We start from the raw sequence: 26,335 nt of genomic DNA, 5'->3' as shown, positions 1-26,335 counted from the left end.
CGAGCCGGCACGCCGGGCACGCCGAGCGCGCCGGGCACGCCGGGCACGCCGCGCGCCTACGCCGGGCGGCCACCAGCAGGTCGGCGGGCAGGGTCGTAAACCGTAACGCCGCACACATCCGGGCCGCTCTATGACCGATGGGGCAGGTGGACCGGTAGTAGCCTGACCCGCGGACCCCACCCGGGGAGAACGGCGAGGTGATCATGACAGTGCGTCGACGCGTGGCACGGCTCGCGGCGGTCTGCGGTCTGGTGGGCGGCCTGGTGATGCTCGGTGCGTCGCCGGCGCTGGCCGACGAGGACTCGGTCCGGGTGGGCGCGGCCAGCAGCTTCGCCGCCGGTGGTTCCGCGCAGGGGGTGAACGTGGCGGTGCGCAAGCGCACCGACGGGTGCGTCCTGCTGCGTACCGCGCTGAGTTTCAGCCTGTCGGGTCTTCAGCCGAACCAGGTGTCGGTCGAGGTCAACGCGGGCGGGCGCTGGTTCCCGGTGACCGTCACCGGCGGTGCCGGCACCGTGTCGACGGCGCAGACGTCGCCCCTGCGGCCGACGTTGTGCAAGGGCAAGGGCATCACGGTGCGGTACAAGGTGGGGTTCGCGGCGGGTGCGCCGGGCGGCCGTCTCCTGGTTACCGGTGCCGGCATCAGTGCCTCCGGCCAGACGTTGGGTCACGCCACCGACGCGGCGCGGCTGACCGGAGGGCGGGTCACTCCGTCGCCGACCCCGTCACGGTCGAAGACGCCGTCGCCCACCCCGAGCCCGACCGAGGTGGCGACGGTCGACGAGGCGGTGACCCCGGCGGCGCTGGGAGCGGTGTCCGGCGCACCTGACACCACGGCGACCGCCGCCGAATCGTCCGGAGGAGGGTCACCGGTCATGTACTTCGGCATTGTGTTGGTGGCGGTCGGCCTGCTGCTCATCGTCCTGCTCGTCCGTCGTTCCCGGCAGGACCGTAAGCCTTCCGACGACGACCTCGCCGTCCTGCCGGGCAACCCCGGCGGCACCACCTACCGCGCCGGGGGTGGGTCGCCGGCCGCGCCCGGTCGCCCCGGCCAGGTGTACGGCCAGCAGCCGCCGGCCAGCGGCTGGGGTGCTCCGGTGCCGTCCCCGCGTCCCGCCACCGGCGGGGTCTACGGTGCCCGGCCGGACACCCCCGCTCCGGCACCGGAGGCGACCCAACCGATGCCGGGCCGGCCCGATGGCCGCCCGTCGCCGGGTGACCCGCCCACCGACGGCGGGCACACCGTGTTCCTTCCCCGGCTCCCCGGCTGAGCGGAGTACGGCCCGGCCCCTCCGTTAGGCTCAGGATCGGTGTCTAACCTGCGGCCAAGGAGTGGAACACGTGTCTGATCTGTCCCAGATCGTGAAGGCGTACGACGTCCGCGGGGCGGTGCCGGACCAGTGGGACGAACGGGCCGCCGAGGCACTGGGTGCCGCCTTCACCCAACTTCTCAACTCCACCGACGAGCCGGGCGACGCGGTGGTCGTCGGGTACGACATGCGGGCCACCTCGCCGGGCCTGGCCGCCGCCTTCGCCACCGGCGTACGCGCCGAGGGGCGTTCGGTGATCGAGATCGGCCTCGCCTCGACCGACCTGCTGTACTACGCGTCCGGCTCGCTCGACCTGCCTGGCGCGATGTTCACCGCCAGCCACAACCCGGCGCAGTACAACGGCATCAAGATGTGCCGCTCAGGTGCCCGTCCGATCGGGCAGGAGAGCGGTCTGGCCGAGATCCGGGAGCGGGCGCAGGCCCTCCTGGATTCGGGTGAGGCCCGTCCCGCCGGTGCCCCGTCCCGCCCCGCCGAACGGCGCGACCTGCTCCCCGACTATGCCGGTTACCTGCGCAAGCTTGTCGACCTCTCGGGGATCCGGCCGTTGAAGGTTGTCGTCGACGCCGGCAACGGCATGGGTGGTTTCACAGTCCCGACCGTGCTGGGCGACGCGGCCCTGTCGCCGCTGCCGCTGGAGATCGTGCCGCTCTACTTCGAGTTGGACGGCACTTTCCCCAACCACGAGGCCAACCCCCTGGACCCGGCGAACCTGGTCGACCTCCAGCGCGCGGTGGTCGAGCACGGGGCCGACATCGGGTTGGCCTTCGACGGTGACGCCGACAGGTGCTTCGTGGTGGACGAGCGCGGCGAGCCGGTCTCCCCGTCGGCGATCACCGCTCTCGTCGCCGCCCGTGAGCTGGCCAAGCACCCGGGTTCCACGGTGATCCACGGCCTGATCACCTCCAGCGCTGTCGCGGAGATCATCCGGGAGCACGGGGGGCAGCCCGTCGTCGCCCGGGTCGGGCACTCCTTCATCAAGGCGGAGATGGCCCGCACCAACGCCGTCTTCGGCGGCGAGCACTCCGCGCACTACTACTTCCGGGACTTTTGGTTCGCCGACACCGGGATGCTCGCGGCGATGCACACGCTTGCCGCGCTGGGCGAGCAGTCGCTGCCGCTGTCCGCGCTGGGCAGCGAGTACGAGCGTTACGTCGCCTCCGGCGAGATCAACTCGACGGTGACCGACCAGGCGGCCGCGGTGGCCGAGGTGCGCGCCGCGTACCCCGACGCGGTGGCCGACGAGATGGACGGGCTCACCCTGCGTTTCCCCGACGGCGCCTGGTTCAACCTGCGCGCCTCCAACACGGAGCCGCTGCTGCGGCTCAACGTCGAGGCACCCACCCGGGATCGGATGGTCTCGCTCCGGGACGACGTGCTCGACCGCGTTCGCCGATAAGATCGCCTGCGCCGGTCGGCACCGCCGCCGGTCAAGCCGCACACGTGGAAGGAGCCGTGCCATGGCCCTGGATCCGCAGTTGCTCGAGATCCTTGCCTGTCCGGACACGCACCACGCCCCGCTCACCTACGACGCCGAGGCGCAGACGTTGACCTGCACGGAGTGTGGCCGGATCTTCGAGGTCCGCGACGACGTGCCGGTGCTGCTGCTCGACGAGGCGCGCGGCGGCCCCGGACAGTCCTCATGATCGACGGTACGGCCGGGGTCAGCGGACGTCGTGACGCCGACGAGGCCCTGCTCGACAACCCGCAGGCGTTGGCCGAGGCCGACCCGGGCGGCATGCTCCGGCACACGGCGTCGGCCGGTGCGCAGGTTCGGGAGAGCGCCGCACTGGCGGCCGAGGCGAACCTGGCGGTGCTCGCCGACGACGGGCGGCCCCGAGCCGTCGTGATCGCCGGCATCGGCACGGCGGGGCGTACCGGGGACGTGCTGGCCACCGTCGCCGGGCCGCGCTGCCCGGTCCCGATCATCGGGCACCGCAGCGCCGGCGTACCCGGTTGGGTGGGCGCGGCCGACGTGGTGATCGCGGTGAGCGCGTCCGGACGTAGCCCGGAGGCGCTGGGCGCCGCCGAGGCGGCCCACCGGCGTGGCGCGCGACTCGTCGCCGTGGGTGCCCCGGACTCACAGTTGCAGTCGATCGCCGAGCAGGCCCGGGCCCCGTTCATTCCGGTGCCCCGACGTGCCCCGGCGCGGGCCAGCCTCTGGGCGCTCACCGTGCCGGTGCTGCTCGCCGCCCGTTCCCTCGGGCTGGTGAAGGTCAACGAGGCGGACCTGGCGGAGACCGCGGCCCGGCTCGACGCGGACGCCGACCGCTGCCGGTCCGCCGCCGAGTCCTTCGTCAACCCGGCGAAGTCACTGGCACTGGGCCTGGCCGGTTCGATCCCCATCGTCTGGGGTTCGTCCCCGCTGGCCACCGTGGCCGCCCGCCGGTTCGGCGACACCCTGTCGGCGAACGCCCGCTACCCGGTGGTCACCGGGGCGCTCGGTGAGGCCGGCCGGGGTCGGGTCGGTCTGCTCGACGGCGTCTTCGGCGGCCTGGCGGAGGGCGAGCGGGACATCTTCGCCGACCCGGCCGAGGACGACGGCGAGGGCACCCGGCTGCGGTTGGTGCTGCTCCGCGACGGTGGGCTCAACGCCGAGGACGACACCGACGAGCCGCTCGCCGTCGAGGAACGCCGTGCGGACGCGGTGCAGACCCTCGCGGAGCGCCGTGGTGTGCGCTGCGAAGTCGTCACCGCCGAGGGAGGCTCCGCCCTGGAACGGCTGGCGTCGCTGATCGCCGTCCCGGATTTCGCCTCGATCTACCTTGCTCTGGCACATGGGCTGGACCCGATGGCCGTTCCGGCCATCACCGAGATGAAGGAGCTGTCGAACCAGTGAACGAACGTAGGGGGCGGCGCGTCAGGCGCGGACCGGGCGGCTTCGTGCGGCGAAGCGGAGCGGTGGCATGAGCGCCAACGGTGGGACGAAGGCGATTGTCGCCGCCCTGCTGGCCAACATCGGCATCGCCGTCACCAAGTTCGTCGCGTTCCTGCTCTCCGGGTCGTCGTCGATGCTGGCCGAGGCGGTCCACTCGGTGGCCGACTCCGGCAACCAGGGCCTCCTGCTGCTCGGCGGCAAGCGGGCGAAGCGGGCGGCCACCCCGGAACACCCCTTCGGGTACGGCCGCGAGCGCTACATCTACGCGTTCATCGTGTCCATCGTGCTGTTCAGCATCGGTGGTCTGTTCGCGCTCTACGAGGCGTACCACAAGTGGGGCCACAAGGGCGGCATCGAGTCCTGGCACTGGCTGCCGATCGTCGTCCTGGTGGTGGCGATCATCCTGGAGTCGTTCTCCTTCCGAACCGCCATCAAGGAGTCCAACCACATCCGGGGCAACCAGTCCTGGGTGCGGTTCATCCGCCGGGCCAAGGCCCCGGAGTTGCCGGTGGTCCTCCTGGAGGACTTCGGCGCGCTCCTCGGTCTGGTGTTCGCGCTCTTCGGCGTCAGCATGACGCTCATCACCGGCAACGGTCGGTGGGACGCCGCCGGCACCGCGATGATCGGCATCCTGCTTGTCGTCATCGCCATCGTGCTGGCCATCGAGACGAAGAGCCTGCTGCTCGGTGAGGGCGCCGAGGCGTCCGAACTGGCCACCATCGAGCGGGCGGTCACCGCCGGCCCCGAGGTGGAGCGGATCATTCACATGAAGACGCTCTACCTGGGGCCGGAAGAGTTGATGGTGGCCGCCAAGATCGCCGTTCCGGAGTGGGAGAACGCCCACGACCTGGCGCGCGGCATCAACGCCGTGGAGGCACGGATCCGCGAGGCCGTGCCCATCGCCCGGGTGATCTACCTGGAGCCGGACGTCTACAGCGCCGCTGCCGCCGAGGCCGGCACGGGCGCCGCCGCCGACACCGCCGTACCGCAGCACGCGTCGGGCGAGGCGGCCGGGCGGCCCGGGGGCTGACTGGTGGAGCCACTGTACGGACCGATCCGGGACTACGCCTGGGGCTCACGCTCGGCCCTCGCCCTCCTTCAGGGGCGCGCGGTGCCGAGCGTGGGCCCGGAGGCGGAGCTGTGGTTGGGGGCCCACCCGGGCGGCCCGGCGCACGTGGACCGCGCCGGTGTGCGGGTGAGCCTGTGCGACCTGGTGCGGGACGAACCAGGGCAGTGGCTGGGCCAGCGGGTGTCCGAGCGGTTCGGTGATCGGCTGCCGTTCCTACTCAAGGTGCTCGCGGCCGACTCTCCGCTGAGCCTGCAGGCCCACCCGGACGCCGAACAGGCGCAGGCCGGCTACGCGGCGGAGGCGGGGCGCCCCGAGGGGCAGCGCAACTACTCCGACCCGCACCACAAGCCGGAGTTGCTTGTCGCGCTCACCCCGTTCGAGGCGCTGTGCGGGTTCCGGGATCCGATGGAGTCGGCAGAGGCGCTCGCCGCGTTCGGCGTACCCGCGTTGGCGCCGGTGGTCGCCGCGTTGCGGGACGGGCCGGCGGGCCTGCGGACGGCGGTGCGGACACTGCTCGGCTGGCCGGTCGCCGAGCGGCACGAGCTGCTGGCCGCCGTGGTGGCAGCGCCGGCGGACGGCCCGGACGCGGAGCTGGCCCGCCGGCTGGCCACGGCGTACCCGGGTGACCCTGGGGTGCTTGTCGCGTTGCTGTTGCACCACGTGCGGCTGGTGGCGGGGGAGGGGATCTGGATGCCCGCCGGTAACCTGCACGCCTACCTCAGCGGCTGCGGTGTGGAGATCATGGCGTCCAGCGACAACGTGCTGAGGGGCGGGCTGACCCCGAAGCGGGTGGACGTCGACGAGTTGCTGCGGGTACTGCGCTTCGAGGTGCTCGACGACCCGGTGCGGGCGCCGCAGCCGGTCGGCCCGGGTGTGGACTGGTGGCCCGTGCCGGTGGACGATTTCGCGCTGCACCGGGTGCGGGTCGACGCGTCGGTGCCCTCGGTGACGCTGCCGCTGCCCGGCCCCCGGGTGGTGCTCTGCGCCGGCGGATCGATCACGGCGGACGACGGCGCCGGCGCGGTGACGCTGGTCTCCGGCGAGGCGGCGATCGGTATGCCGTCCGGGACGGAGCTGCGCATCGGTGGCGCGGGGGTGGCGTTCGTGGCGACGTCCGGGTTGCGCTGACCGCCGCACCGCAACGACACAAGTCCGACTTTCCCGGAATAGCTTGACGTTGCACTGTCTCAGTGTGACCCTATGAGTACGCAGCGTTATCGCGACGACGGTCCGAGAACGTGCGGGGGAACCAAACCGGGGGGATGCACGGGGCGGGCGGGACGTGGGCGGGAGATTCCGTCCATCACCGACCGCCCCGTGCGCTGTCCGTGGACCGTGCCTGCTGCCCTTCGGCGACACGCGTAAGGTGGAGGGTCGGCGCAGACATCGTTCGACAGGAGATTTTATGACCAGCACCCTCCCGGCATCCGCCAGCGGTACGCCGTCCGAGGCCCGGCCGAGCACGCTTGCGGACGGCGACTACAAGGTGGCGGATCTGTCGCTCGCCGAGTTCGGGCGTAAAGAGATTCAGCTCGCCGAGCACGAGATGCCCGGCCTGATGGCCATCCGTCGGGAGTTCGCCGACGCGCAGCCGCTCGCCGGCGCGCGGATCACCGGTTCGCTGCACATGACCATCCAGACCGCCGTCCTGGTCGAGACGCTCGTCGCGCTCGGCGCGCAGGTGCGCTGGGCGTCGTGCAACATCTTCTCCACCCAGGACCACGCCGCCGCGGCGACTGTCGTCGGCCCGACCGGCACCCCCGAGGCGCCAGCAGGTGTCCCGGTGTACGCCTGGAAGGGCGAGAGCCTGCAGGAGTACTGGTGGTGCACCGAGCAGGTGCTGGTGTGGCCGGACGGCCAGGGCCCGAACATGATCCTCGACGACGGCGGTGACGCCACCCTGCTGGTGCACAAGGGCGCCGAGTTCGAGAAGGCCGGCGTCGTCCCGCCGGTCGAGTCCGCCGACTCCGAGGAGTACGCGGTCATCCTCGAGGTGCTGCACCGCTCGCTCACCGAGGACGGCCAGCGCTGGACCGGGATCGCCGCCGGCATCAAGGGCGTGACCGAGGAGACCACCACCGGCGTGCACCGCCTCTACGAGATGCACCGGGCCGGCACCCTCAAGTTCCCGGCCATCAACGTCAACGACTCGGTGACCAAGAGCAAGTTCGACAACAAGTACGGCTGCCGCCACTCGCTGATCGACGGCATCAACCGTGCCACCGACGTGCTGATCGGCGGCAAGATGGCGGTCGTGCTCGGCTACGGCGACGTGGGCAAGGGCTGCGCCGAGTCGCTGCGCGGCCAGGGCGCCCGGGTCGTGGTGACCGAGGTCGACCCGATCTGCGCGTTGCAGGCCGCGATGGACGGCTACCAGGTCGCCACCCTGGACGACGTTGTCGAGCAGGCGGACATCTTCATCACCGCCACCGGCTGCTTCGACGTCATCACCAACGAGCACATGGCCCGGATGAAGCACCAGGCCATCGTCGGCAACATCGGCCACTTCGACAACGAGATCGACATGGCCGGTCTGGCCAAGCGTTCCGACGTCGAGCGGCTCAACATCAAGCCGCAGGTCGACCTGTGGCGCTTCGCCGACGGGCACGCCATCATCGTGCTGTCCGAGGGCCGTCTGCTCAACCTGGGCAACGCGACCGGGCACCCGAGCTTCGTCATGTCGAACTCGTTCGCCAACCAGACGATCGCCCAGATCGAGCTCTTCACCAAGACCGAGGAGTACCCGATCGGCGTCTACGTGCTGCCCAAGCACCTGGACGAGAAGGTCGCCCGGCTGCACCTCGGCGCGCTCGGCGCCAAGCTGAGCACGCTCACCAAGGAGCAGGCCGCCTACCTCGGCGTCTCCACGGAGGGCCCGTTCAAGCCGGATCACTACCGCTACTGATCGACGACTCCGAACCGGGTCGGCTGTTCGCAGCCGGCCCGGTTCGTCGTACCCGCCGCCGCGCCCTGCCCGCATTTCCGCGCCCTGCCCCGCGACTTCCGCTCCTGCCCCGCGATCTTGCAGTTTCGGTTGGAGGTTCGCGGCTTTTGGCGCGATATGCCACCGCAGAGAGTGCAAGATCGGCGGGCCGGGCGGGCCGGGCCGGCTCGGCCCGGGGCGCTGCGGGGCGGTGGCTTGGGGTGGTCAGCTTCGGCGGGTGGGGCGGAACCAGGTCCAGAGGCACCAGACCAGCCAGCCGACCGACACGAGGGTGGCCAGCGCCCGCAGGCGTAGCGCGCTGAGCAGCAGCACCACGGCCAGCACCGTCAACCACGGCAGGAATCCCCTCACGGCGGGGATCCTGCCACAGTCGCGCGACTGTGGGCCGGCTGCCGGCTTAGTGAGCTTGTCGTGAACGACTTGACGAGGGCCCTGAGCAGGGAGGAAGGTATGCCTGCCCTAAGTCAGCCAAGGCGTGCCTAACCTACTCGGAGCTCGGATGTTCGCCACTTACCTGATCGGCCTGCGGGAAGGGCTGGAAGCCACCCTGGTGGTCAGCATCCTCGTCGCCTTCCTGGTGAAGTCGCAGCGCCGGGACCGGTTGCCGCAGGTCTGGGCCGGCGTCGGTCTGGCCGTGGCGCTGTCGGTGCTCTTCGGCTGGCTGATCGAGTACACCTCGACCTCGCTGCTGTCCCGCTCCGAGGACCGCGAGTTGTTCGAGGCGATCACCTCGGTCGCCGCCGTGGTCTTCGTGACCTGGATGATCTTCTGGATGCGCCGGGCGGCCCGGACCATCGCCGGCGAGTTGAGGGGCAAGCTCACCGAGGCGCTTGCCGTCGGCTCCCTCGCCGTCGCCGGAATGGCCTTCCTCGCGGTGATCCGCGAGGGCCTGGAGACCGCGCTGATCTTCTACTCGGCCGCCCAGGGCGCGGCGGGCGACAGCGGCCCGCTGCTCGCGTTGATCGGCGGCATCGTCACCGCCGTGGTCCTCGGCGTGCTGCTCTACGCCAGCGCCCTGCGCATCAACCTCAGCAAGTTCTTCACCTGGACCGGCGCGCTGCTGATCCTGGTCGCCGCCGGCATCCTCAAGTACGGCGTGCACGACTTCCAGGAGGCCGGCGTCCTGCCCGGCCTGAACAACCTGGCCTTCGACATCACCGGCACGCTCGACCCGAGCACCTGGTACGCGGCCCTGCTCGCCGGCATGTTCAACGTGACTCCCGCGCCGACGGTGCTGGAGACGATCGCCTGGGTCGCGTACGCCGTGCCGGTGCTCCTGCTCTTCCTGCGACCGGCCCGGCGCAAGCCGGCACCCACCGCGACCACCACCCCAGTCACCGAGCGCGGGGCCGACACCGGCGCCGAGGCCGAGGCCGAGGCGGCGTCCACGCCGCAGCGTGCCTGACCCACGAGGAGAGACAGCTCAGATGCGTACCACCCAGTTCTTCGCGCTTGCCGCCGCCGGCGTGCTGGCGACGGCCGGTCTGGCCGCCTGCTCCGACTCCGACAAGGCTGACCCGGCGGCGGCCGGCGGAGCGATTGCGGTCAAGGCCACCGACACGGCGTGCGAGGTCGGTTCGACCGACCTGGGTGCCGGCACCGCCACCTTCAAGATCACCAACTCGGGCGCGAAGGTGACCGAGTTCTACGTGTACGCCGACGGCGACCGCGTGATGGGCGAGGTGGAGAACATCGCCCCCGGGCTGAGCCGCGAGCTGCACGTGGAGTTGCCGGCCGGGACGTACCAGACGGCCTGCAAGCCGGGGATGAGCGGCAAGGGCATCCGGGGTGCGCTGAAGGTCAGCGGGTCGGCGCAGCCGCTCACCGCGGACGCCGCGCTGGGTGACGCCACCGACAACTACCAGCGCTACGTCAAGAGCCAGACCGCCGCGCTGTTGGACAAGACCGAGGAGTTCGTCGCCGCGGTCAAGGCTGGCGACGTGGCGAAGTCCAAGGCGCTCTACCCGGTCGCCCGCACCTACTGGGAGCGGATCGAGCCGGTTGCCGAGATCTTCGGCGACCTCGACCCCAAGATCGACGGCCGTGAGGAGGTCATCGAGGAGGGGATGGAGTTCACCGGCTTCCACCGGATCGAGAAGGACCTCTGGCAGTCCGGCGACATCAGCAAGGACGGCCCGATCGCCGACCGGCTGCTTGTCGACGTCAAGGAGATCGTGGCCAGGGCGAACGCCGAGAAGCTCTCCCCGCTCCAGCTCGCCAACGGCGCGAAGGAACTGCTCGACGAGGTCGCCAGCGGCAAGATCACTGGCGAGGAGGACCGCTACTCGCACACCGACCTGTGGGACTTCGCCGCCAACCTCGAAGGTTCCAAGGCCGCCGTGTCCGCCCTGCGCCCCGCGTTGCAGCAGCGCTCGCCGGAACTCGTCACCCAGTTGGACACCGAGTTCGCGAACGTCGAGGGCCTGCTCGGCAAGCACCGCGACGGCGATGGATGGAAGCTGCACACCGCGCTGAGCAAGGCCGAGTTGAAGGATCTCTCCGACGGGATCAACGCGCTGGCCGAGCCGATCAGCAAGGTCGCCGCAGCCGTCGCGAAGTGACCCACCGGCAGAAAGAGTCGAGTCGATGAGCGGGAGCAGGTTGACCCGGCGTCGGGCCATCACCCTGGCCGGCGCCGGGGTGGCCGGGGTCGCCGGGGTGGCGGCCGGTGCGGGAACGCTGCTGAAGGGCTCCCACGGCCCGGCCGCGGCCAACGACCACCCGGCCGGGGCGGTGCCGTTCCACGGTGAGCACCAGGCCGGCATCGTCACACCGGCGCAGGACCGGCTGCACTTCGTGGCCTTCGACGTGATCACCAAGGACCGGGCCCGGCTGGTCGCGTTGCTGGAGGAGTGGACGGCGGCCGCCGCCCGGATGACAGCGGGACGCGACGCCGGGGTGCTGGGCGCGGTCGGCGGGATGCCGGAGGCCCCACCCGACGACACTGGCGAAGCGCTCGGCCTGCCTCCCTCACAGCTCACCCTCACCATCGGTTTCGGGCCCACGCTGTTTCGGGACGCCGACGGGCGGGACCGGTTCGGCCTCGCCGACCGTCGGCCCGCCGCCCTCGCCGAGCTGCCGAAGTTCCCCGGCGACGCGTTGCAGCCGCAGCTCTCCGGCGGTGACCTCTGCGTTCAGGCCTGCGCCAACGACCCGCAGGTAGCGGTGCACGCCATCCGCAACCTGGCCCGGCTCGGGATGGGCGTGGTGAGCGTCCGCTGGTCGCAGCTCGGCTTCGGCCGTACCTCGTCGACCTCCCGGGAGCAGGCCACCGCGCGTAACCTCTTCGGGTTCAAGGACGGCACCGCCAACCTCAAGGCCGAGGACACCGACCTGCTGCGCGACCAGTTGTGGGTGCAGCCGGGCGACGGGCCGGACTGGATGGCCGGTGGCTCGTACCTGGTCACCCGCAAGATCCGGATGCTCGTGGAGACCTGGGACCGGACCTCCCTCGCCGAGCAGGAGGAGATCGTCGGCCGGACCAAGGGCAGCGGCGCGCCGCTCGGTCGGAGCGACGAGTTCGACGAGCCCGACTTCGCCGCCCGTGGCGCGGACGGCAAGCCGGTGATCGCCGAGCACGCGCACGTCACGCTCGCCCACCCGAGCCGGAACGGCGGTGCCCAGCTGCTGCGCCGGGGTTACAACTTCGTCGACGGTTCGGACGGCCTCGGCCGGCTCGACGCGGGCCTCTTCTTCATCGCCTACCAGCGCGATCCACGCCGTCAGTTCGTGCCGATCCAGACCCAGTTGGCGCGGCACGACGTGATGAACGAGTACCTGCGCCACGTCTCCAGCGGCGTGTTCGCCTGCCCGCCCGGGGTGCGCGACGGTGGGGACCACTGGGGGCGCGGGTTGTTCGGCTGACCGTCGTCCGGATGGCGACAGCCGGATCGGCGGGGCCTTCGGTGGCGCCGGGCGGTGCCGAAGGGGGATCATGGTGGCAGCCTGGTCCACGGCCCGTCCGTGGCCAGGTGCCGCAGCACGTGGCGCCGCCGCCGCGGGCCGCGGGTCACCCGGTTTCGCGGCGGCGCGAAGCGTTACCGGCGGACGCCGGTCCCACCGAACTGAATGAGGATGCAATATTAATCCCATGAGAGCCCGCGTACTGGTGGTCGACGACGACCCCGCGCTCGCCGAGATGCTCGGCATCGTGCTGCGCAGTGAGGGTTTCCTGCCCTCGTTTGTGGCGGACGGCGAGCGGGCGTTGGCCGCTTTTCGCGACAGTCGTCCCGATATCGTGCTGCTCGACCTGATGCTTCCGGGCATGAGTGGCATAGACGTCGCCCGGTCGATCCGGGCCGAGTCCGGCGTGCCCATCGTCATGCTGACCGCCAAGAGCGACACCGTGGACGTCGTCCTCGGCCTGGAGTCCGGCGCCGACGACTACGTGGTCAAGCCGTTCAAGCCCAAGGAGCTGGTGGCCCGGATGCGGGCCCGCCTGCGCCGAGGCGAGGACGTCGCCCCCGAGATGCTCACCATCGGGCCGCCCGACAACCAGATCACCATCGACGTGCCGGCGCACACCGTGAGCCGCAACGACGAGGAGGTGAAGCTGACTCCGCTGGAGTTCGACCTGCTTGTCGCGCTCGCTCGCAAGCCGCGTCAGGTCTTCACCCGTGAGGTGCTGCTCGAGCAGGTCTGGGGCTACCGGCACGCGGCCGACACCCGCCTGGTCAACGTGCACGTCCAACGGTTGCGGGCCAAGATCGAGCCGGATCCGGAGCGACCGGAAATCATCCTCACCGTGCGGGGCGTGGGTTACAAGGCGGGGACCGGATAGCCTGGTCGCACTGTGTCGACCTCGCCGCCCCCACCCTCTGCGAACATCACCCGCCGGCTCAGCGCCGGCGGGGAGTTCTGGCGTGCGGTCAGCGGCCGGGTCGCCCGGGTCGTGGGCCGGGCGCACCAGACCTGGCGCCGCTCCCTCCAGGTCCGGGTCGTGACCATCACGCTTGTCGCGTCCAGCCTGCTCGTCGGCGGGTTCGCGTTCCTGATCGCCGACAAGATCACCACCATTTTGCTCGACAGCGCCCGCAGCGACGTCCGGCAGCGGGTGACGAGCGGTGCCAGCTACGCGGCCAAGCAGGTCTCCTTCTACGGGCAGCCGCAGGAGGCGCAACTCCAGGAGACGATCGACGGCACCGTCAACTACCTGGCCGGCGGCGACCCGCAGCAGACCAGCGGGGTGGTGGTGGCGGTCACCGCCGACGACTACCCCAACGACATCCAGACCCGCACCTCGCCGTCCGCCAACGTCCAGTCGCTGATCAGCCCCGAGCTGCGGGCCGCGATCGCCGACGGCAAGGTGGCCAGCCAGATCCGCACCGGGCGACTCACCGGTGAGACCACCAAATACCTGGTGTACGGCTCGCCGGTGCCCACCCGCTTCGGCCAGATCGAGCTGTACTACCTGGTGCCGCTGGGCCGGCAGGACGTCACCGCCGCCGACGCCCGAGCCACCGTGGTGGCCACCGGGGTCGCGCTGGTGATCCTGCTCGGGTTGCTCGCGGCGCTCGTCACCCGGCTGGTGGTCAACCCGGTCCGGGTCGCCGCACGGACCGCCCAACGGCTCTCCGCGGGCCTGCTCGACCAGCGGATGGTGGTCAACGGCGAGGACGACCTGGCCCTGCTCGCGGCGTCGTTCAACCAGATGGCCACCAACCTGCAACGGCAGATCCTGCGCCTCGAAGAGATGTCCCGGTTGCAGCGCCGTTTCACCTCGGACGTCTCCCACGAGCTGCGTACCCCGCTGACCACGGTCCGGATGGCCGCTGACCTGATCTTCGCCGAGCGCGACGAGTTCGACCCGGCGGTCGCCCGCAGCGCCGAGCTGCTCCAAGCCGAGCTGGACCGATTCGAGGAGTTGCTCACCGACCTGCTGGAGATCAGCCGGTTCGACGCCGGCTTCGCCATGCTCGATTCCGAGCCGACCGACCTGGTGCCCGTGGTGCACCGGGTGGTCGACCGGCTGGCGGGCCTGGCCGAGCGGGTGGGCGTACCCATCGAACTGGACCTGCCCGGCACGCCGGTGATCGCCGAGGTCGACCCCCGCCGGGTCGAGCGGGTGCTGCGCAACCTGGTCGGCAACGCGCTGGAGCACGGTGAGGCCCGCCCGGTGCTGATCACCCTCGGCATCGACGACACCGCCGTGGCGATCACCGTCCGCGACCACGGGGTGGGGCTCAAGGTGGGCGAGGAGAAGTTGGTGTTCAACCGGTTCTGGCGGGCGGACCCGTCCCGGGCCCGGCAGACCGGGGGCACCGGTCTGGGCCTGTCGATCAGCCTGGAGGACGCTCGGCTGCACGGCGGCTGGCTGGAGGCGTGGGGCGCTCCCGGGCAGGGCGCGCAGTTCCGGCTCACCCTGCCGGCCCGTGCCGGCGACCGGCTGACCACCTCGCCGCTGCGGCTGGTGCCGGCGGACGCCGCGCTGCCGTTCGGCGGCCCCCGCGACGGTGGCCCCCTGGCCATCGGGCCCGGCACCGGCGGGGCACTGGCGATCGGCCCGGCTCCGGCCGGGGACGGGCAGCGGACGGAGGTGCACTCGTGAGACGACCGACTCTGCTCGGCGCCCTCGGCGTGCTGGTGCTGCTGGGTGCCGGCTGCGGCATCCCGGCGGCGTCCGACGTGCGGGTGGACGGCAAGGGTGGTGCCGCGACCGAGGCCGGTGTGATTAGCCGCGGCAGTGAGCCGCCCACGAGGGCGGCCAGCGGCAGCGTCAACGAGGCGTTCGTCCGCAACTTCCTGTCCGCCGCCGCCGGCGAGCCGGATCGGGCGTACGAGCGGGTCAAGGCGTTCATCGCTCCGGAGGACAAGATCCGCCTCCAGGACAAGAAGGGCAGCGAGGTCGCGCTGAACGTGGTCCGGCTGCGTGAGGCGGTCTACACCCTCAACAGCGACTCGACCACGACCGTGAAGATCTCCGTACAGCAGATCGGTGTGCTGCGGGCCAACGGCACGCTGGCTCCGCCGGTGGCGACCGAGACGGAGTACGAGTTCGGCGTACGCAGCGCGTCGTTCAACGGCGGCGTCAACGACGATCGGGCTGGCCTGTACGTCATCAACCCGCCCAACGTGCTGCTGCTCAGTGACACCGCCCTTCGGCAGTATTACCAGGACGACACGATCTACTTCTGGAGTTCGGACCGCACCCGGCTCGTGCCCGACCAGCGTTACCGGCCGCAGGCGGTGCCGGTGGAGCGGCGGGTCAACGAGGTGGTGAAGTGGCTTGTCGGCGGCCCCTCCGACTGGCTGCGCCCGGGGGTCGTCGGCCTGCCGGATCGCACCGAGCTGATCAACAACGCCACCGGTGGTAACGGCCGGTGGGAGGTCAATCTGGACATGTCCGGTGACGACCAGAACGGCATCGAGCAGTTGATCACGCAGATCGCCTGGTCGTTGGGGGACCTGCCCGGTCAGCTGGAGTTGAAGATCCGGAACAACGCGCAACCGGTGGTGGACCTGGACGAGCGACGGGGTTCCGTGGCGCTCTACCCCCAGGCCGTCAGCCCGCAGCGGTTCGGGGTGTACGACGGCGCGATCCACCCACTGGACTTCGAGGGTGAGCTCAGCGGCACTGTCCCGTTGACTCCCGAGGTCAACCGCAACGTCGTCTCGGCCAGCCTCGGGCTGGCGAAGGACCAGCGGATTCTCGCCGCGATGGTCGTGGGCAGCGGCAAGAACCGGTACCGCCTCGCCGTGGGCGCGGGCGCCGATCCGATCTCCGTGCTCAGCCGCAGCAGCACCGAGTACTCCTCGATCAGCCGGCCGGTCTGGCTGCGTACCGTCGACTCCCGCCCCGGCCGCGGCCTGGTGGTGGCCGACGGGCGGCTCTACCGGTTCGACGAGGCGGCTCGGATGTACCAGGTGCCCCTCAATCTGCCCTCCGCCGGGGTCACCGCGGTGGCCGCGGCGTTCGACGGCCAGCGGGTCGCGCTGATCGCCGGCGGCCGGCTCTACGTCGCAGCGGTCAACCTCGACGGCGGCGGGGTCTCCATCGGCCCGCCGCGAGAGTTGGTCACCTCGTTGACCAGCCCCACTGCTGTCGACTGGGGCAGGGAGGATCAGCTGGTGGTGGCGGGGTCGGTCGGTCAGCCGGCGATCTACGAGATCAGCGTCGACGGCGCCCTGGAGACGCCGTTGCGGACCGACCTCGGCGCCAAGGTCAACCACCTGACCGCGTACCCGACCAACCGCAGTGTGCGGGTGCCCAGCGGGGCCTACATGTACGAGGCGAACGGGGTGGCCTACCGCAGCAGCCCGTTCGAACGCATCGAGCCCGGCCGGGTACGCGACATCGCGCCGGTGCCGGCCGGGGTGCGACCAAGTAACCCGTCGGCGCCGTTCTTCCTCTACTGACACGGTGAGCGGGCTCTGGGCGGACCTCGCCGACCTGGTGCTGCCCGCCGACTGCGCCGGCTGTCGGGAGCGCCGACCCGGGCTGCGGCACGGGGTCTGCCCGGCCTGTGTGGCGGCGCTCGGCGAGCTGCGGCCACTGGCGGTCCGTCCCACCCCCGCTCCGCCGGGTCTGCCGTCCTGCGTCGCCCTCGGCCCGTACGCGGGTCCGCTGCGGGAGGCGCTGCTGGCGTACAAGGAACACGGCCGGCACGGGCTGGCCCGCCCGCTCGGTGCCCTGCTCGCCGAGGTCGTCGCGGCGGCGGTCGGTGCGGCTCGTCCGCTGACCTTGGTGCCGGTCCCGGACACCGCGGCGGCGGCCCGTTCCCGGTACGGGGATCACCTCGACCGACTGGCCCGGCACTGCGCGGCCCGGCTCAACCGGGGCGGTTGGGCGGTGCGGGTGCGTCGTCCGCTGCGGGCGCTGCCCCGACCCGACTCGGTGAGCCTGGACAGCGCCGGGCGGGCGGCGGCGGCCGAGGCTGCCTTCCAGCCCCGCTCGACGAGGCCGTTGCAGGGTGGTGCGGCGCCGGTGGTGGTGCTGCTCGACGACATCGTCACCACGGGCGTGACGCTCGCCGCCGCGAGCAGGGTGCTGACCGCGACGGGATGGGCACCGAGTGTCGCCGCGGTGCTCGCGGCGACCGAGAAAAGACGCCAGTCGTAACCGATTGTGTTTCCGTTTCACCCGTTGGTGTATGAGCTGCGAAAAATCCTGGCCCGTCTCGGCAACATGGGGTGACTGTCGGGCAAACAGGAGTTAGCGTTTCGCTGTCGGGGGTAGGAGGCAGTTCCCACCACCCTCGGTGGCGAGAGGAGGCGTAGCCGTACCAACCGGTCGACGCCAGCGGGTCCCCCCACGGCGCGCGGCCGGGTAAACCGGATCGAAGACCGTCCGAAAAAGGGAGGTCACGTGGACATCGTGGTCAAGGGCCGAAACGTCGAAGTGCCGGACCATTACCGGGTACACGTAGCCGAGAAACTCGCGAAGATCGAACGCTACGACCACAAACTTATTCGCGTTGATGTCGAGCTGTTTCACGAGCGCAATCCGCGCCAGGCCGACCACTGCCAGCGGGTGGAGATCACCTGCGTTTCCCGGGGCCCGGTCATGCGGGCCGAGGCCTGCACGAACGACTTCTACAGCGCGCTCGACGCGGCCATCGCGAAGCTCGACAACCGGCTGCGTCGCGCGGCCGACCGCCGCCGCGTACACCGGGGTCGGCACGCGCCGATCTCCGTCGCCGAGGCCACCGCGGGCCTTCCGGTCGCGGACCTCGTGCCCACCGCGCTGAGCGCGCCGAGCGACGGCGCCCGCGCCGGCACCGCCGTTGCCGAACGGGTCGACGAGGAACACGACGACCAACCGTGGCACATCGCCCGGGAAAAGGTGCACCCGGCGGAGCCGATGACCATCGACGACGCGCTGTTCGAGATGGAACTCGTCGGCCACGACTTCTACCTGTTCCAGGACAAGGAGTCCGGCCGCCCCAGCGTCGTCTACCGGCGCCACGCGTACGACTACGGCATCATCTCCCTCGACACCTGAGCGCCAGCTCGTGGGGTTGCGGTGGGCGTTCCCGCCGCAACCCCACGATCGCGCTCAACGCAGGTCGGTGGGGAGCAGCGCGAACGTCAGGTCGTCCAGCCGGGCACCCTCCAGACCGGGCAGCCGGCCGCGCTGAAGGGCCTCACGCCGAAAACCGACCCGCTCCAGCACCCGGTGCGACGCGGTGTTCTCCGGCACCGTGCCGGCCGAGATGCGTGCGACACCTGTCGCGCCGAACGCCCAGGCCGCGAGCAACCGGACCGCCCGGGTCGCGTACCCCCGACCGCGCCACTCGGGCAGCAACGCGTACCCCACTGACGCCTCACCGGCGGCCACATCGGTGTACGACAGGCCGCAACTGCCCGCCAGCTCCCCGCTGGCCACGTCAACGATCAGCAGCCGGGCGATATCGCCGGTCAGCCACCCGCTCTCCGCGAGACGACAACGCCGTTCCATCGCGTCGCGCGTCGGCGGCACCGGGGGCGCCTGGTTCGCCACCACGTCGGGTCGGCTGTGCAGCCGGTACGCGAGCGCCGCGTCGTCGGGAGCGAGTGGGCGCAGCGCCACCACCTGATCAGTGAGCACCCCGCCGGGCAGGTCGGGCAGCAGCCGGGCGGTCGGACCGGCCGGGTCGCCCGCGACGCGTACCCAGGCCAGCAGGTCGTGCCGGCCCCCGTCGCCTGACGCACCGGCCGACCGGCGCAGACCCTCGTAGCGGAAGCCGGCGGCCAACGCGACCCGCTGGCTCGGGCCGTTCTCCGCATCGGTGAGCAACTCCAGTCGGACCGTCCCGGCGGCGAACGCGTGCTCGCTCAGCGCGCGAGTCGCCGCGGTGGCCAGACCCCGCCCGCGCGCCGCCGGCCGCAACCAGTAGCCGATCTCCACCTGACCCCGGGCGGGAACCGGGTTGTTCAACCCCACCGCCCCGAGCAGCCGATCGGTGGCGGGGTCCGCGACCGCGTACGCCGCGCCGCCGCCGGTCCAGGCCGCCGGGGCGCCGACGTCGATCCACCAACGGGCATCGGTCACTGTGTACGGAGTCGGCAGGTTCGACACGAACCGTTGGGTCAGCGGGTCGGCACAACCGTCCACCACGTCGGCGCTGTCCTCGGCGCGGAACGGGCGCAGCCGCACCCCGTACGCCTCGACCACCGGCTGCGGGATCATCCGAGATCCTTGGCGAGCAGCGCCCCGACCCAGACGTCCACCCGTTCGCCCCGGTGCTGCACACCGCCCCGGGCGGTGCCCTCGACACGGAAGCCTGCCTTCTCCGCAGCCCGGCGGGAGGAGGTGTTGCCCACGTTCGCCCTCCATTCGATCCGAGCCAGGCCCAGGGTGCTGAAGCCCCAGGCGCCGAGCGCGACAAGCGCGGCGGGCAGATAGCCCCGGCCCCGAGCCGCCGGCGCGGTCATGAAGCCGACGTCGGCGAGCAGCGGGTCGGCCGGGGAGAGCCGGATGTCCAGCGAGCCCGCGTACCTGTCGTTGGAGTCGGCGAACACGAAGCAGGCGGCGTCCCCCCGGGCCCACGCGTCCCGGCCGTAGGCCTGGTAGCCCTGCGCGTCGGCGCGCTCGTACGGGTCCGGCACCGTCGTCCAGCGGATGGTCTCCGGGTCACGGCAGGTCTGCACCACAGCGTCCAGGTCCTGCTCCTCCATGGGCCGCAGACGCAGCTCGCCGGCCCCGGTGTCGGCGAACAGCACGGGCTGCGGACGGCCGAACACGGCGGCCCGGCGGGCGGCGAGGGTGCCCGGCCCGGCCGGACCGGTCGACCCGGCGGCCGGCACCTCGCCCGGCAGCAACGAGCCGACCCAGCAGTCCGCGCCGCCGTGCGCCGCCGCGTCGGCCAGCCGCAACCGGCCGTCGATCCGGAAACCGGCCCGGAGCGCCACCAGCCGGGAGGCGTGGTTGCCCACCTCGGCGTGCCAGATGAGCCGACGAAGCCCGAGGGTGTCGAAGGACCAGCGGGCCACCGCCCTGGTGGCCCGCACCATCACGCCCCGACCGCGCGCCCAGGGAGCCGTCCAGTAGCCGACCGCACCGGTGCCGTTGCCGTCGATCGAGGTCAGTCCGCAGGAACCCAGCAGCTCCCCGGTGCCCGGGTCGCAGACCGCGAACGGTGCCCCGGTGTCCTCGGCCCAGGCCCTCCGGTTCCCCTCGGTGACAAATCCGTGCGCGTGTTCCGGCCGGTATGGGCGCGGTACGGTGGTCCAACGCTGAATGTCCGGGTCCTGGCAGGCTCGGTGCACGGCCTCGGCATCCGCCTCTTGCCAGGGCCGCAGCAGCACACCGTCCTCGATGATCTCCACAGGCTCCACTCGTGCATCCTGCCGCAGCGTTCGCCGACGGCGTAACCGGATAACGTTTGGGGCGTGTGCAGGACGCGAGTTATGTCGGGTTCAGCGGGGTCGAGCACCGCCACCAGTGACCATCGCGCCGACGGAGCGCCTACGATGGTTCGAGACTGTCTAGGGGAGCGTTGATCCGTGTCGATTCTGGAAAAGGTCCTTAACGCGGGCGAGGGCCGCATGGTGCGCCGGCTCAAGGCCATCGCCGCCGCCGTCACCTCGATCGAGGACGACTACGTCAACCTCACCGACGAGGAACTGGCCGGCATGACCGAACAGTTCCGGGAGCGGCTCGACGAGGGCGAAACCCTCGACGACCTGCTGCCGGAGGCGTTCGCGGTGGCCCGCGAGGCGGCCGCCAGGGTGCTCGGTCAGCGCCCGTACGACGTTCAGGTGATGGGCGGCGCGGCGCTGCACTTCGGCAACATCGCCGAGATGAAGACCGGTGAGGGTAAGACGCTGACCTCGGTCATGGCCGTCTACCTCAACGCGCTCTCCGGCAAGGGCGTGCACGTGATCACGGTCAACGACTACCTCGCCCAGCGTGACGCGGCGTGGATGGGCCGCGTGCACGAGTTCCTCGGGCTGACCGTCGGCGTGGTGCTGCCCAACCGGCCGGCCACCGAGCACAAGGCCGCCTACGAGTGCGACATCACCTACGGCACCAACAACGAGTTCGGCTTCGACTACCTGCGCGACAACATGGCCTGGTCGAAGGACGAGCTGGTGCAGCGCGGCCACAACTTCGCCGTGGTCGACGAGGTCGACTCCATCCTGATCGACGAGGCCCGCACCCCGCTGATCATCTCCGGGCCGGCCGAGCACTCCGCCCGCTGGTACGGCGAGTTCGCTGGCGTGGTGGCCCGGCTCCAGCCCGGCACCGACGGTGAGGGCGACTACGAGGTCGACCACTCCAAGCGCACCATCGCCGTGACCGAGCGGGGCGTCGCCAAGGTCGAGGACCGGCTCGGCATCGACAACCTGTACGAGTCGGTGAACACCCCGCTGGTCGGCTACCTCAACAACGCCATCAAGGCCAAGGAGCTCTACAAGCGCGACAAGGACTACATCGTCAGCGACGGTGAGGTCCTGATCGTCGACGAGTTCACCGGTCGCATCCTGCACGGCCGCCGCTACAACGAGGGCATGCACCAGGCGATCGAGGCCAAGGAGGGGGTGGAGATCAAGCAGGAGAACCAGACCCTGGCCACCATCACCCTCCAGAACTACTTCCGCCTGTACGAGAAGCTGTCCGGCATGACCGGTACGGCGCAGACCGAGGCGAGCGAGTTCAACAAGGTCTACAAGGTCGGCGTCGTGACCATTCCGACCCACCGCCCGATGGTTCGCGAGGACCGGCCGGACGTCATCTACAAGACGGAAAAGGCCAAGTTCAACGCCGTCATCGAGGACATCGCCGAGCGGCACCAGATGGGCCAGCCGGTGCTGGTGGGCACCGTCTCGGTGGAAAACTCCGAGATCCTCTCCCAACTGCTGCGCCGCCGCGGCATCCCACACAACGTGCTGAACGCCAAGTTCCACGCGCGGGAGGCCGAGATCGTCGCCCAGGCAGGGCGTAAGGGCGCGGTCACCGTGGCGACGAACATGGCCGGCCGAGGCACCGACATCCTGCTCGGCGGCAACCCCGAGTTCCTCGCCGCGAACGAGCTGCGCCAGCGCGGCCTCGACCCGCTGGAAAACGAGGAAGAGTACGCCAAGGCGATGGAGGAGGTCCTTCCCACCTGGAAGCAGGCCTGCGACACCGAGGCGGACGAGGTCTCCGCCGCCGGCGGCCTCTACGTGCTGGGCACCGAGCGGCACGAGTCCCGGCGGATCGACAACCAGCTGCGCGGTCGCGCCGGTCGGCAGGGTGACCCGGGCGAGTCCCGTTTCTACCTGTCCCTCCAGGACGAGCTGATGCGGCGCTTCCGGGCCGGGGCCGTCGAGGCGGTGATGGAGCGCTTCAACATCCCGGAGGACGTGCCCATCGAGTCGAAGATGGTCAGCAAGCAGATCAAGAGCGCCCAGGCCCAGATCGAGGGCCAGAACGCCGAGATCCGCAAGAACGTGCTCAAGTACGACGAGGTGCTCAACAAGCAGCGCCAGGTCGTCTACGCCGAGCGACTCCGGGTGCTCAACGGTGAGGACCTCTCCGACCAGGTCCGCAACATGATCGACGACACCGTCGAGGCGTACGTGCGGGGTGCCACCTCCGACGGCTACGGCGAAGACTGGGATCTTGAGCAGCTCTGGTCCAGCCTCAAGCAGCTCTACCCGGTCGGTGTGACGATCGAGGAGTTGGAGGAGGAGGCCGGCGGCTCCCGGGCCGGCATGGACTCCGACTTCCTGGTGGCCCGCCTCAAGGAGGACGCCAACGCCGCGTACGACCGGCGTGAGGAGGAGCTCGGCACCGAGGGGGTGCGCCAACTCGAGCGGATGGTGCTGCTCCAGGTCATCGACCGCAAGTGGCGCGAGCACCTCTACGAGATGGACTACCTCCAGGAGGGCATCAACCTCCGGGCGTACGCCCAGCGCGACCCGGTGGTGGAATACCAGCGCGAGGGCTTCGACATGTTCGCCACCATGATGGACGGCATCAAGGAGGAGACCGTCGGGTTCCTCTACAACATCGATGTCCAGGTGACCGAACCGGAGCCGGAGGCGGGCGCCGACGAGGTCACGCTGCTCGACAAGCCGGTGGAGATCCGGGCCAAGGGCCTCAACCAGGCACCGCGTCGGCAGGGGCTGCAATACTCGGCTCCCACCATCGACGGCGAGGCCAGCCCGGGTGCGGTCGCCGTCGAGCAGGCCGAGCAGCAGGCTCCCGCACTCGGTGTGGGGCGGCCGGCTCCGGGTGCCCCCGCGGCACCGGGGCAGAGCGCACCGTCCGCTCCGCAGCGGCCCGCGTCGGGGCTGCGTGGCCCGACCGTTCCGTCGGCCGCTGCCCGTCGGCCGGCACCGAACCAGGCGGAGGCGAGCAACGGCCCGTCCCGCAACGCCCCGTGCCCGTGTGGCTCGGGCCGCAAGTACAAGCGCTGCCACGGCGCCCCCAACGGCGGCAACTGACCAACGGCAGCTGCACCGACAGCGTCTGCACCGACGGGTCCCGGCCGAACAGGCCGGGGCCCGTCGGCGTCTCCCAGCTCCGCCCGCCCGAGGGATCGCCCACCCTCGGCGCTGTCTCCCCTGATACCGACCGGCCGCAGCAATGATCAGCTCGCCTTGCAGGAAGTCGGGCCATCACCTAAGCCCGGATGGCCCGGTGTCCTGAAACCAGAGTGGATCACGCAGCTCGGCCTTGGTCCGGCCCGGCCTTGGTCCGGCCCGGCCCGGCCTTGGTCCGGCCCGGCCCGGCCTTGGTCCGGCCCGGCCCGGCCTTGGTCCGGCCCGGCCCGGCCTTGGTCCGGCCCGGCCTTGGTCCGGCCCGGCCCGGCCTTGGTCCGGCCCGGCCTTGGTCCGGCCCGGCCCGGCCTTGGTCCGGCCCGGCCCGGTCCGGCTCGGCTCGGCTCGGCTCGGCTTGGTCCGGCTCGGCCTGGCTTGGTCCGGCTCGGCTCGGCCTGGCTTGGTCCGGCCTTGGTCCGGGTCGGCTCGCTCGGCGTGGTCCGGCCCGGGTTGTTCGCTCTGGACAGGGCCGGCCCGCCGCTCCGGCGCCCCGCGCAAGCCCGACAACCTCCCCGCCCGCGCCGATCTTGCACTTTCGGTCGTCGAGATGCGTGGAATGCCTGCTATGCCGCGACAGCAAGTGCAAGATCGGCGCGGGAGGGCACCTCGACCCCGTCGATCATGGCGTGGTGGTGCCTGGGGAGTGACCGCCTGAACGGCGGGCGTCTGGTCAGAGGACGTGTAGGGCGGTGCAGAGCCAGCGGCCCCTGCGATGCTCGAGGCGCAGGGCCATTGCCCAACTTCGACCGCCCGCGCCGGCAAGAACCGCTGCCGCCTCTACCGCGGTCTCCCGTGGCTCGCAGACTCGCAGGCGTAGCAGTCGGACCAGTGGTCGGCCGGTACGGCGGCGCGCTGTCCCGGCCCGGCCGGATGCGCGCGCGAGTTCGGTCAGCAGGTCGCCTGCTCGGGCTGGGTCGAGCAGCGCTCGTACCTGAGTCGGCGAGCGGTAGCCGTTGACCACCTCCAGGCAGGTGCCGACGAAGCGGTGCGCGGCTCGGGTGGCTTCCGGAGCAGTCGCTGGGGGCAACGAAGCGGGCGGATGGTTGGCGGTGATGGTGGACCGGCCGGTTACTGGGCGCGGTGCTGCCCGCCGCTCCGTCGGCCGGACCGGGCTGGGTCGGGTGGCGGCGAACAGGTCGAGGGCGAGCTGACCGTCGGTCGGTGCGGGCCAGTACGACCCGTCGGCCTCGTCGACGTACGGCGGGTCGAAGGGCGGGACGGGACGCAACCGTACGGCCGGACGTGATGGCCCGGATCGCGCTCCGCTCATCATGGCCCCCTTGATCTTGCGTTTGCCTTCGTTTGCCTCCGACAAGCTCGATTCTGAGCCACAAAGCGGCACCGGTCAATGGCTTGAGGGTGGCCGCCCTGCGGCAAAGCGCCTGATCAACTCGCGTTCCTTGATGTCGCGGTATCCCGGCGGCCCCAACACCCCGACTTCCGCAAAGCCGAGTGGATCATGCGCAGGCGGGGCGGGGCGGGGCGGGGCGGGGCGGGGCGGGGCGGGGCGAGCGGGCGAGGCGGGCGAGCGGGGCGGGCGAGCGAGGCGGGGCGGGCGAGCGGGTAGGGCAAAGAAGCGGCGGGCGGGCTGGGCCTAGCTACTCGGGGTCGCGGTCGACCAGCGGGTTGCTCTGCACCCAGTCGGCGGTCTCATCGTATTTGCGTGCTATGTACTCTTCCAGGCGAGCGCGCTCGACGCGCCACTGGCCTCGCCCGCCGATCTTGATCGCCGGCAGTTCGCCGCTGCGCACCATGTGGTAGACCTGCGAGTCCGACACGTTGAGCTCAGTCGCCACGTCGGAGAGCAGCAGGAACCTTGGCTCCACAGAAACTCCCGGGGTTGATGTCGTTTGGCTCAGTTTGCCACCGACAGCCCCGACCGCCCAGCCTCACACAGTGGTCGTTGGTGGACCGACCCTGCGGGACACACCGGCTGGGAACTTCCTCCGGCCGGAGGCGGGGTGTATGACGGTCACGGCGTGCGGCATGATCGGCGCCCGTGCCGGCGGCCGCCGGTGGAGGACTACGCGGGGGAGACGACAGGTGACCGACCAGATTGTCCGGGTGTACGTGCCGGCGACCGTACCGATGCTGGCCCGGCTGCGCGAGGAAGGGCTGTCCGCCGAGCAGGCGCACGCCGTGACACCGGCACTGCGGGAGTGGTACGCCGAGGGCGACGAGGAGGAGTTGGAGTACGTGGCGTTCACCCGCGCTGCCCAGGACGCTCTGCACCTGCTCCGGGCCGATCCGAAGGCTCCCCGCCGTCGTGTCGTCGTCTCGGTCGACCTGCCGCCGGGTGCGGTTGGGCGCGGTGACAGCGAGCTGGGCTCCAGCACCGTGATGTTGGTCGGCACCGTGCCGGTGGGTGCCGTGGCGGCCATCCACGTGGACGGTGTGGACGCGGTCGAGGAGGTCGGCGCGGCGGCCGACGTGGTGGCCGAGGCGGCGGCTGGTGACCCGGACGCCCAGTTCACTGTCGATGGTGCCGAGGACCACGAGCTGGAGTGGTACGACGTGACGGAGCTGGACGAACTGCTCCGCGCGAGCGACTGAGCCCGACCATACGGAGCCGGCCGCGCGAGCCGACCACACGGAGCCGGCCGCGGGAGACGACCACACGGACCCGGCCGCGCGAGCCGACCACGGAGCCGGGAGCGCGAGCCGACCTCGGA

The 26,335-nt window shown here is 71.2% G+C and carries 22 protein-coding genes; 17 read left to right on the top strand and 5 right to left on the bottom strand.

Features of this window, described 5'->3' with window-relative positions; translation table 11 throughout:
- Nucleotides 1-203: 203 nt before the first annotated feature.
- The 7 genes from ABZ406_RS02240 to ahcY all read left to right on the top strand — a co-directional run bounded on the left by ABZ406_RS02240 (nt 204) and on the right by ahcY (nt 8,177).
- On the top strand, nt 204-1,268 hold the full coding sequence (locus tag ABZ406_RS02240; protein ID WP_357755419.1) for a hypothetical protein: 1,065 nt from the start codon (nt 204-206) through the stop codon (nt 1,266-1,268).
- Nucleotides 1,269-1,338: 70 nt separating this feature from the next.
- Complete coding sequence (locus ABZ406_RS02235; protein ID WP_357755418.1) at nt 1,339-2,724, top strand: phosphomannomutase/phosphoglucomutase; 1,386 nt, start codon at nt 1,339-1,341, stop codon at nt 2,722-2,724.
- A gap of 61 nt (nt 2,725-2,785) precedes the next feature.
- On the top strand, nt 2,786-2,971 hold the full coding sequence (locus tag ABZ406_RS02230; protein ID WP_091394023.1) for a Trm112 family protein: 186 nt from the start codon (nt 2,786-2,788) through the stop codon (nt 2,969-2,971).
- Nucleotides 2,968-4,164, top strand: a complete 1,197-nt coding sequence (locus ABZ406_RS02225; RefSeq protein WP_357755417.1) for an SIS domain-containing protein — start codon at nt 2,968-2,970, stop codon at nt 4,162-4,164. The genes ABZ406_RS02230 and ABZ406_RS02225 overlap by 4 nt, the downstream gene beginning before the upstream one ends.
- Nucleotides 4,165-4,231: 67 nt before the next feature.
- Entirely contained in the window at nt 4,232-5,233 is a 1,002-nt protein-coding gene (locus tag ABZ406_RS02220) for a cation diffusion facilitator family transporter (protein ID WP_357755416.1), read from the top strand.
- 3 nt (nt 5,234-5,236) lie between these two features.
- Nucleotides 5,237-6,400, top strand: a complete 1,164-nt coding sequence (gene manA, locus ABZ406_RS02215) for a mannose-6-phosphate isomerase, class I (protein ID WP_357755415.1) — start codon at nt 5,237-5,239, stop codon at nt 6,398-6,400.
- Between the two features lie 277 nt (nt 6,401-6,677).
- Nucleotides 6,678-8,177, top strand: coding sequence for an adenosylhomocysteinase (gene ahcY, locus ABZ406_RS02210; protein WP_357755414.1), 1,500 nt, complete (start codon nt 6,678-6,680; stop codon nt 8,175-8,177).
- Nucleotides 8,178-8,420: 243 nt separating this feature from the next.
- Here ahcY and ABZ406_RS02205 read toward each other — a convergent pair whose 3' ends face one another.
- Nucleotides 8,421-8,567 carry a hypothetical protein gene (locus ABZ406_RS02205; protein WP_357755413.1) on the bottom strand — a complete coding sequence of 49 codons (147 nt, stop codon included), beginning with the start codon at nt 8,565-8,567 and terminating at the stop codon, nt 8,421-8,423.
- A gap of 148 nt (nt 8,568-8,715) precedes the next feature.
- Here ABZ406_RS02205 and efeU point away from each other — a divergent pair, with 148 nt between their 5' ends.
- The 8 genes from efeU to raiA all read left to right on the top strand — a co-directional run bounded on the left by efeU (nt 8,716) and on the right by raiA (nt 18,156).
- Complete coding sequence (gene efeU / locus ABZ406_RS02200; protein WP_357755412.1) at nt 8,716-9,621, top strand: iron uptake transporter permease EfeU; 906 nt, start codon at nt 8,716-8,718, stop codon at nt 9,619-9,621.
- Nucleotides 9,622-9,643: 22 nt separating this feature from the next.
- Nucleotides 9,644-10,777, top strand: a complete 1,134-nt coding sequence (efeO, locus tag ABZ406_RS02195; protein ID WP_357755410.1) for an iron uptake system protein EfeO — start codon at nt 9,644-9,646, stop codon at nt 10,775-10,777.
- Between the two features lie 25 nt (nt 10,778-10,802).
- A complete protein-coding gene (efeB, locus tag ABZ406_RS02190) occupies nt 10,803-12,080 on the top strand; it encodes an iron uptake transporter deferrochelatase/peroxidase subunit (protein WP_357755409.1) in 1,278 nt (425 codons plus the stop codon).
- 226 nt (nt 12,081-12,306) lie between these two features.
- Nucleotides 12,307-12,996, top strand: a complete 690-nt coding sequence (gene mtrA / locus ABZ406_RS02185; protein WP_030331519.1) for an MtrAB system response regulator MtrA — start codon at nt 12,307-12,309, stop codon at nt 12,994-12,996.
- Nucleotides 12,997-13,008: 12 nt separating this feature from the next.
- A complete protein-coding gene (mtrB, locus tag ABZ406_RS02180; protein ID WP_357755408.1) occupies nt 13,009-14,763 on the top strand; it encodes an MtrAB system histidine kinase MtrB in 1,755 nt (584 codons plus the stop codon).
- Complete coding sequence (locus ABZ406_RS02175) at nt 14,760-16,571, top strand: LpqB family beta-propeller domain-containing protein (RefSeq protein WP_357755407.1); 1,812 nt, start codon at nt 14,760-14,762, stop codon at nt 16,569-16,571. Before mtrB ends, ABZ406_RS02175 begins: the two co-directional genes overlap by 4 nt.
- A 4-nt stretch (nt 16,572-16,575) precedes the next feature.
- Nucleotides 16,576-17,274, top strand: coding sequence for a ComF family protein (locus ABZ406_RS02170; protein WP_357755406.1), 699 nt, complete (start codon nt 16,576-16,578; stop codon nt 17,272-17,274).
- Nucleotides 17,275-17,520: 246 nt separating this feature from the next.
- Nucleotides 17,521-18,156, top strand: coding sequence for a ribosome-associated translation inhibitor RaiA (gene raiA / locus ABZ406_RS02165; protein WP_357755405.1), 636 nt, complete (start codon nt 17,521-17,523; stop codon nt 18,154-18,156).
- Nucleotides 18,157-18,210: 54 nt separating this feature from the next.
- On the opposite strand, the gene ABZ406_RS02160 is transcribed toward raiA, so the two are convergent.
- Nucleotides 18,211-19,323, bottom strand: coding sequence for a GNAT family N-acetyltransferase (locus ABZ406_RS02160; protein ID WP_357755403.1), 1,113 nt, complete (start codon nt 19,321-19,323; stop codon nt 18,211-18,213).
- Entirely contained in the window at nt 19,320-20,471 is a 1,152-nt protein-coding gene (locus ABZ406_RS02155; RefSeq protein WP_357755402.1) for a GNAT family N-acetyltransferase, read from the bottom strand. Before ABZ406_RS02155 ends, ABZ406_RS02160 begins: the two co-directional genes overlap by 4 nt.
- 168 nt (nt 20,472-20,639) lie before the next feature.
- Here ABZ406_RS02155 and secA point away from each other — a divergent pair, with 168 nt between their 5' ends.
- Nucleotides 20,640-23,567, top strand: a complete 2,928-nt coding sequence (gene secA, locus ABZ406_RS02150; RefSeq protein WP_357755400.1) for a preprotein translocase subunit SecA — start codon at nt 20,640-20,642, stop codon at nt 23,565-23,567.
- Between the two features lie 766 nt (nt 23,568-24,333).
- Here secA and ABZ406_RS02145 read toward each other — a convergent pair.
- Together ABZ406_RS02145 and ABZ406_RS02140 are read right to left on the bottom strand one after the other, a co-directional pair.
- Entirely contained in the window at nt 24,334-24,936 is a 603-nt protein-coding gene (locus tag ABZ406_RS02145; protein ID WP_357755399.1) for an Rv3235 family protein, read from the bottom strand.
- Nucleotides 24,937-25,261: 325 nt separating this feature from the next.
- Nucleotides 25,262-25,489, bottom strand: coding sequence for a helix-turn-helix domain-containing protein (locus ABZ406_RS02140; RefSeq protein WP_091393976.1), 228 nt, complete (start codon nt 25,487-25,489; stop codon nt 25,262-25,264).
- A gap of 217 nt (nt 25,490-25,706) precedes the next feature.
- Here ABZ406_RS02140 and ABZ406_RS02135 point away from each other — a divergent pair, with 217 nt between their 5' ends.
- Nucleotides 25,707-26,216 (top strand): hypothetical protein, encoded by a 510-nt coding sequence (locus ABZ406_RS02135; RefSeq protein WP_357755398.1) that lies wholly within the window; start codon nt 25,707-25,709, stop codon nt 26,214-26,216.
- The last annotated feature ends 119 nt before the right edge of the window (nt 26,217-26,335 follow it).

Source organism: Micromonospora sp. NPDC005710 (genome assembly GCF_040630995.1).
Classification (GTDB): domain Bacteria; phylum Actinomycetota; class Actinomycetes; order Mycobacteriales; family Micromonosporaceae; genus Micromonospora.
The sequence above is the reverse complement of the archived record's forward strand: the minus strand, read 5'-3'. Positions and strand labels throughout refer to the sequence as shown.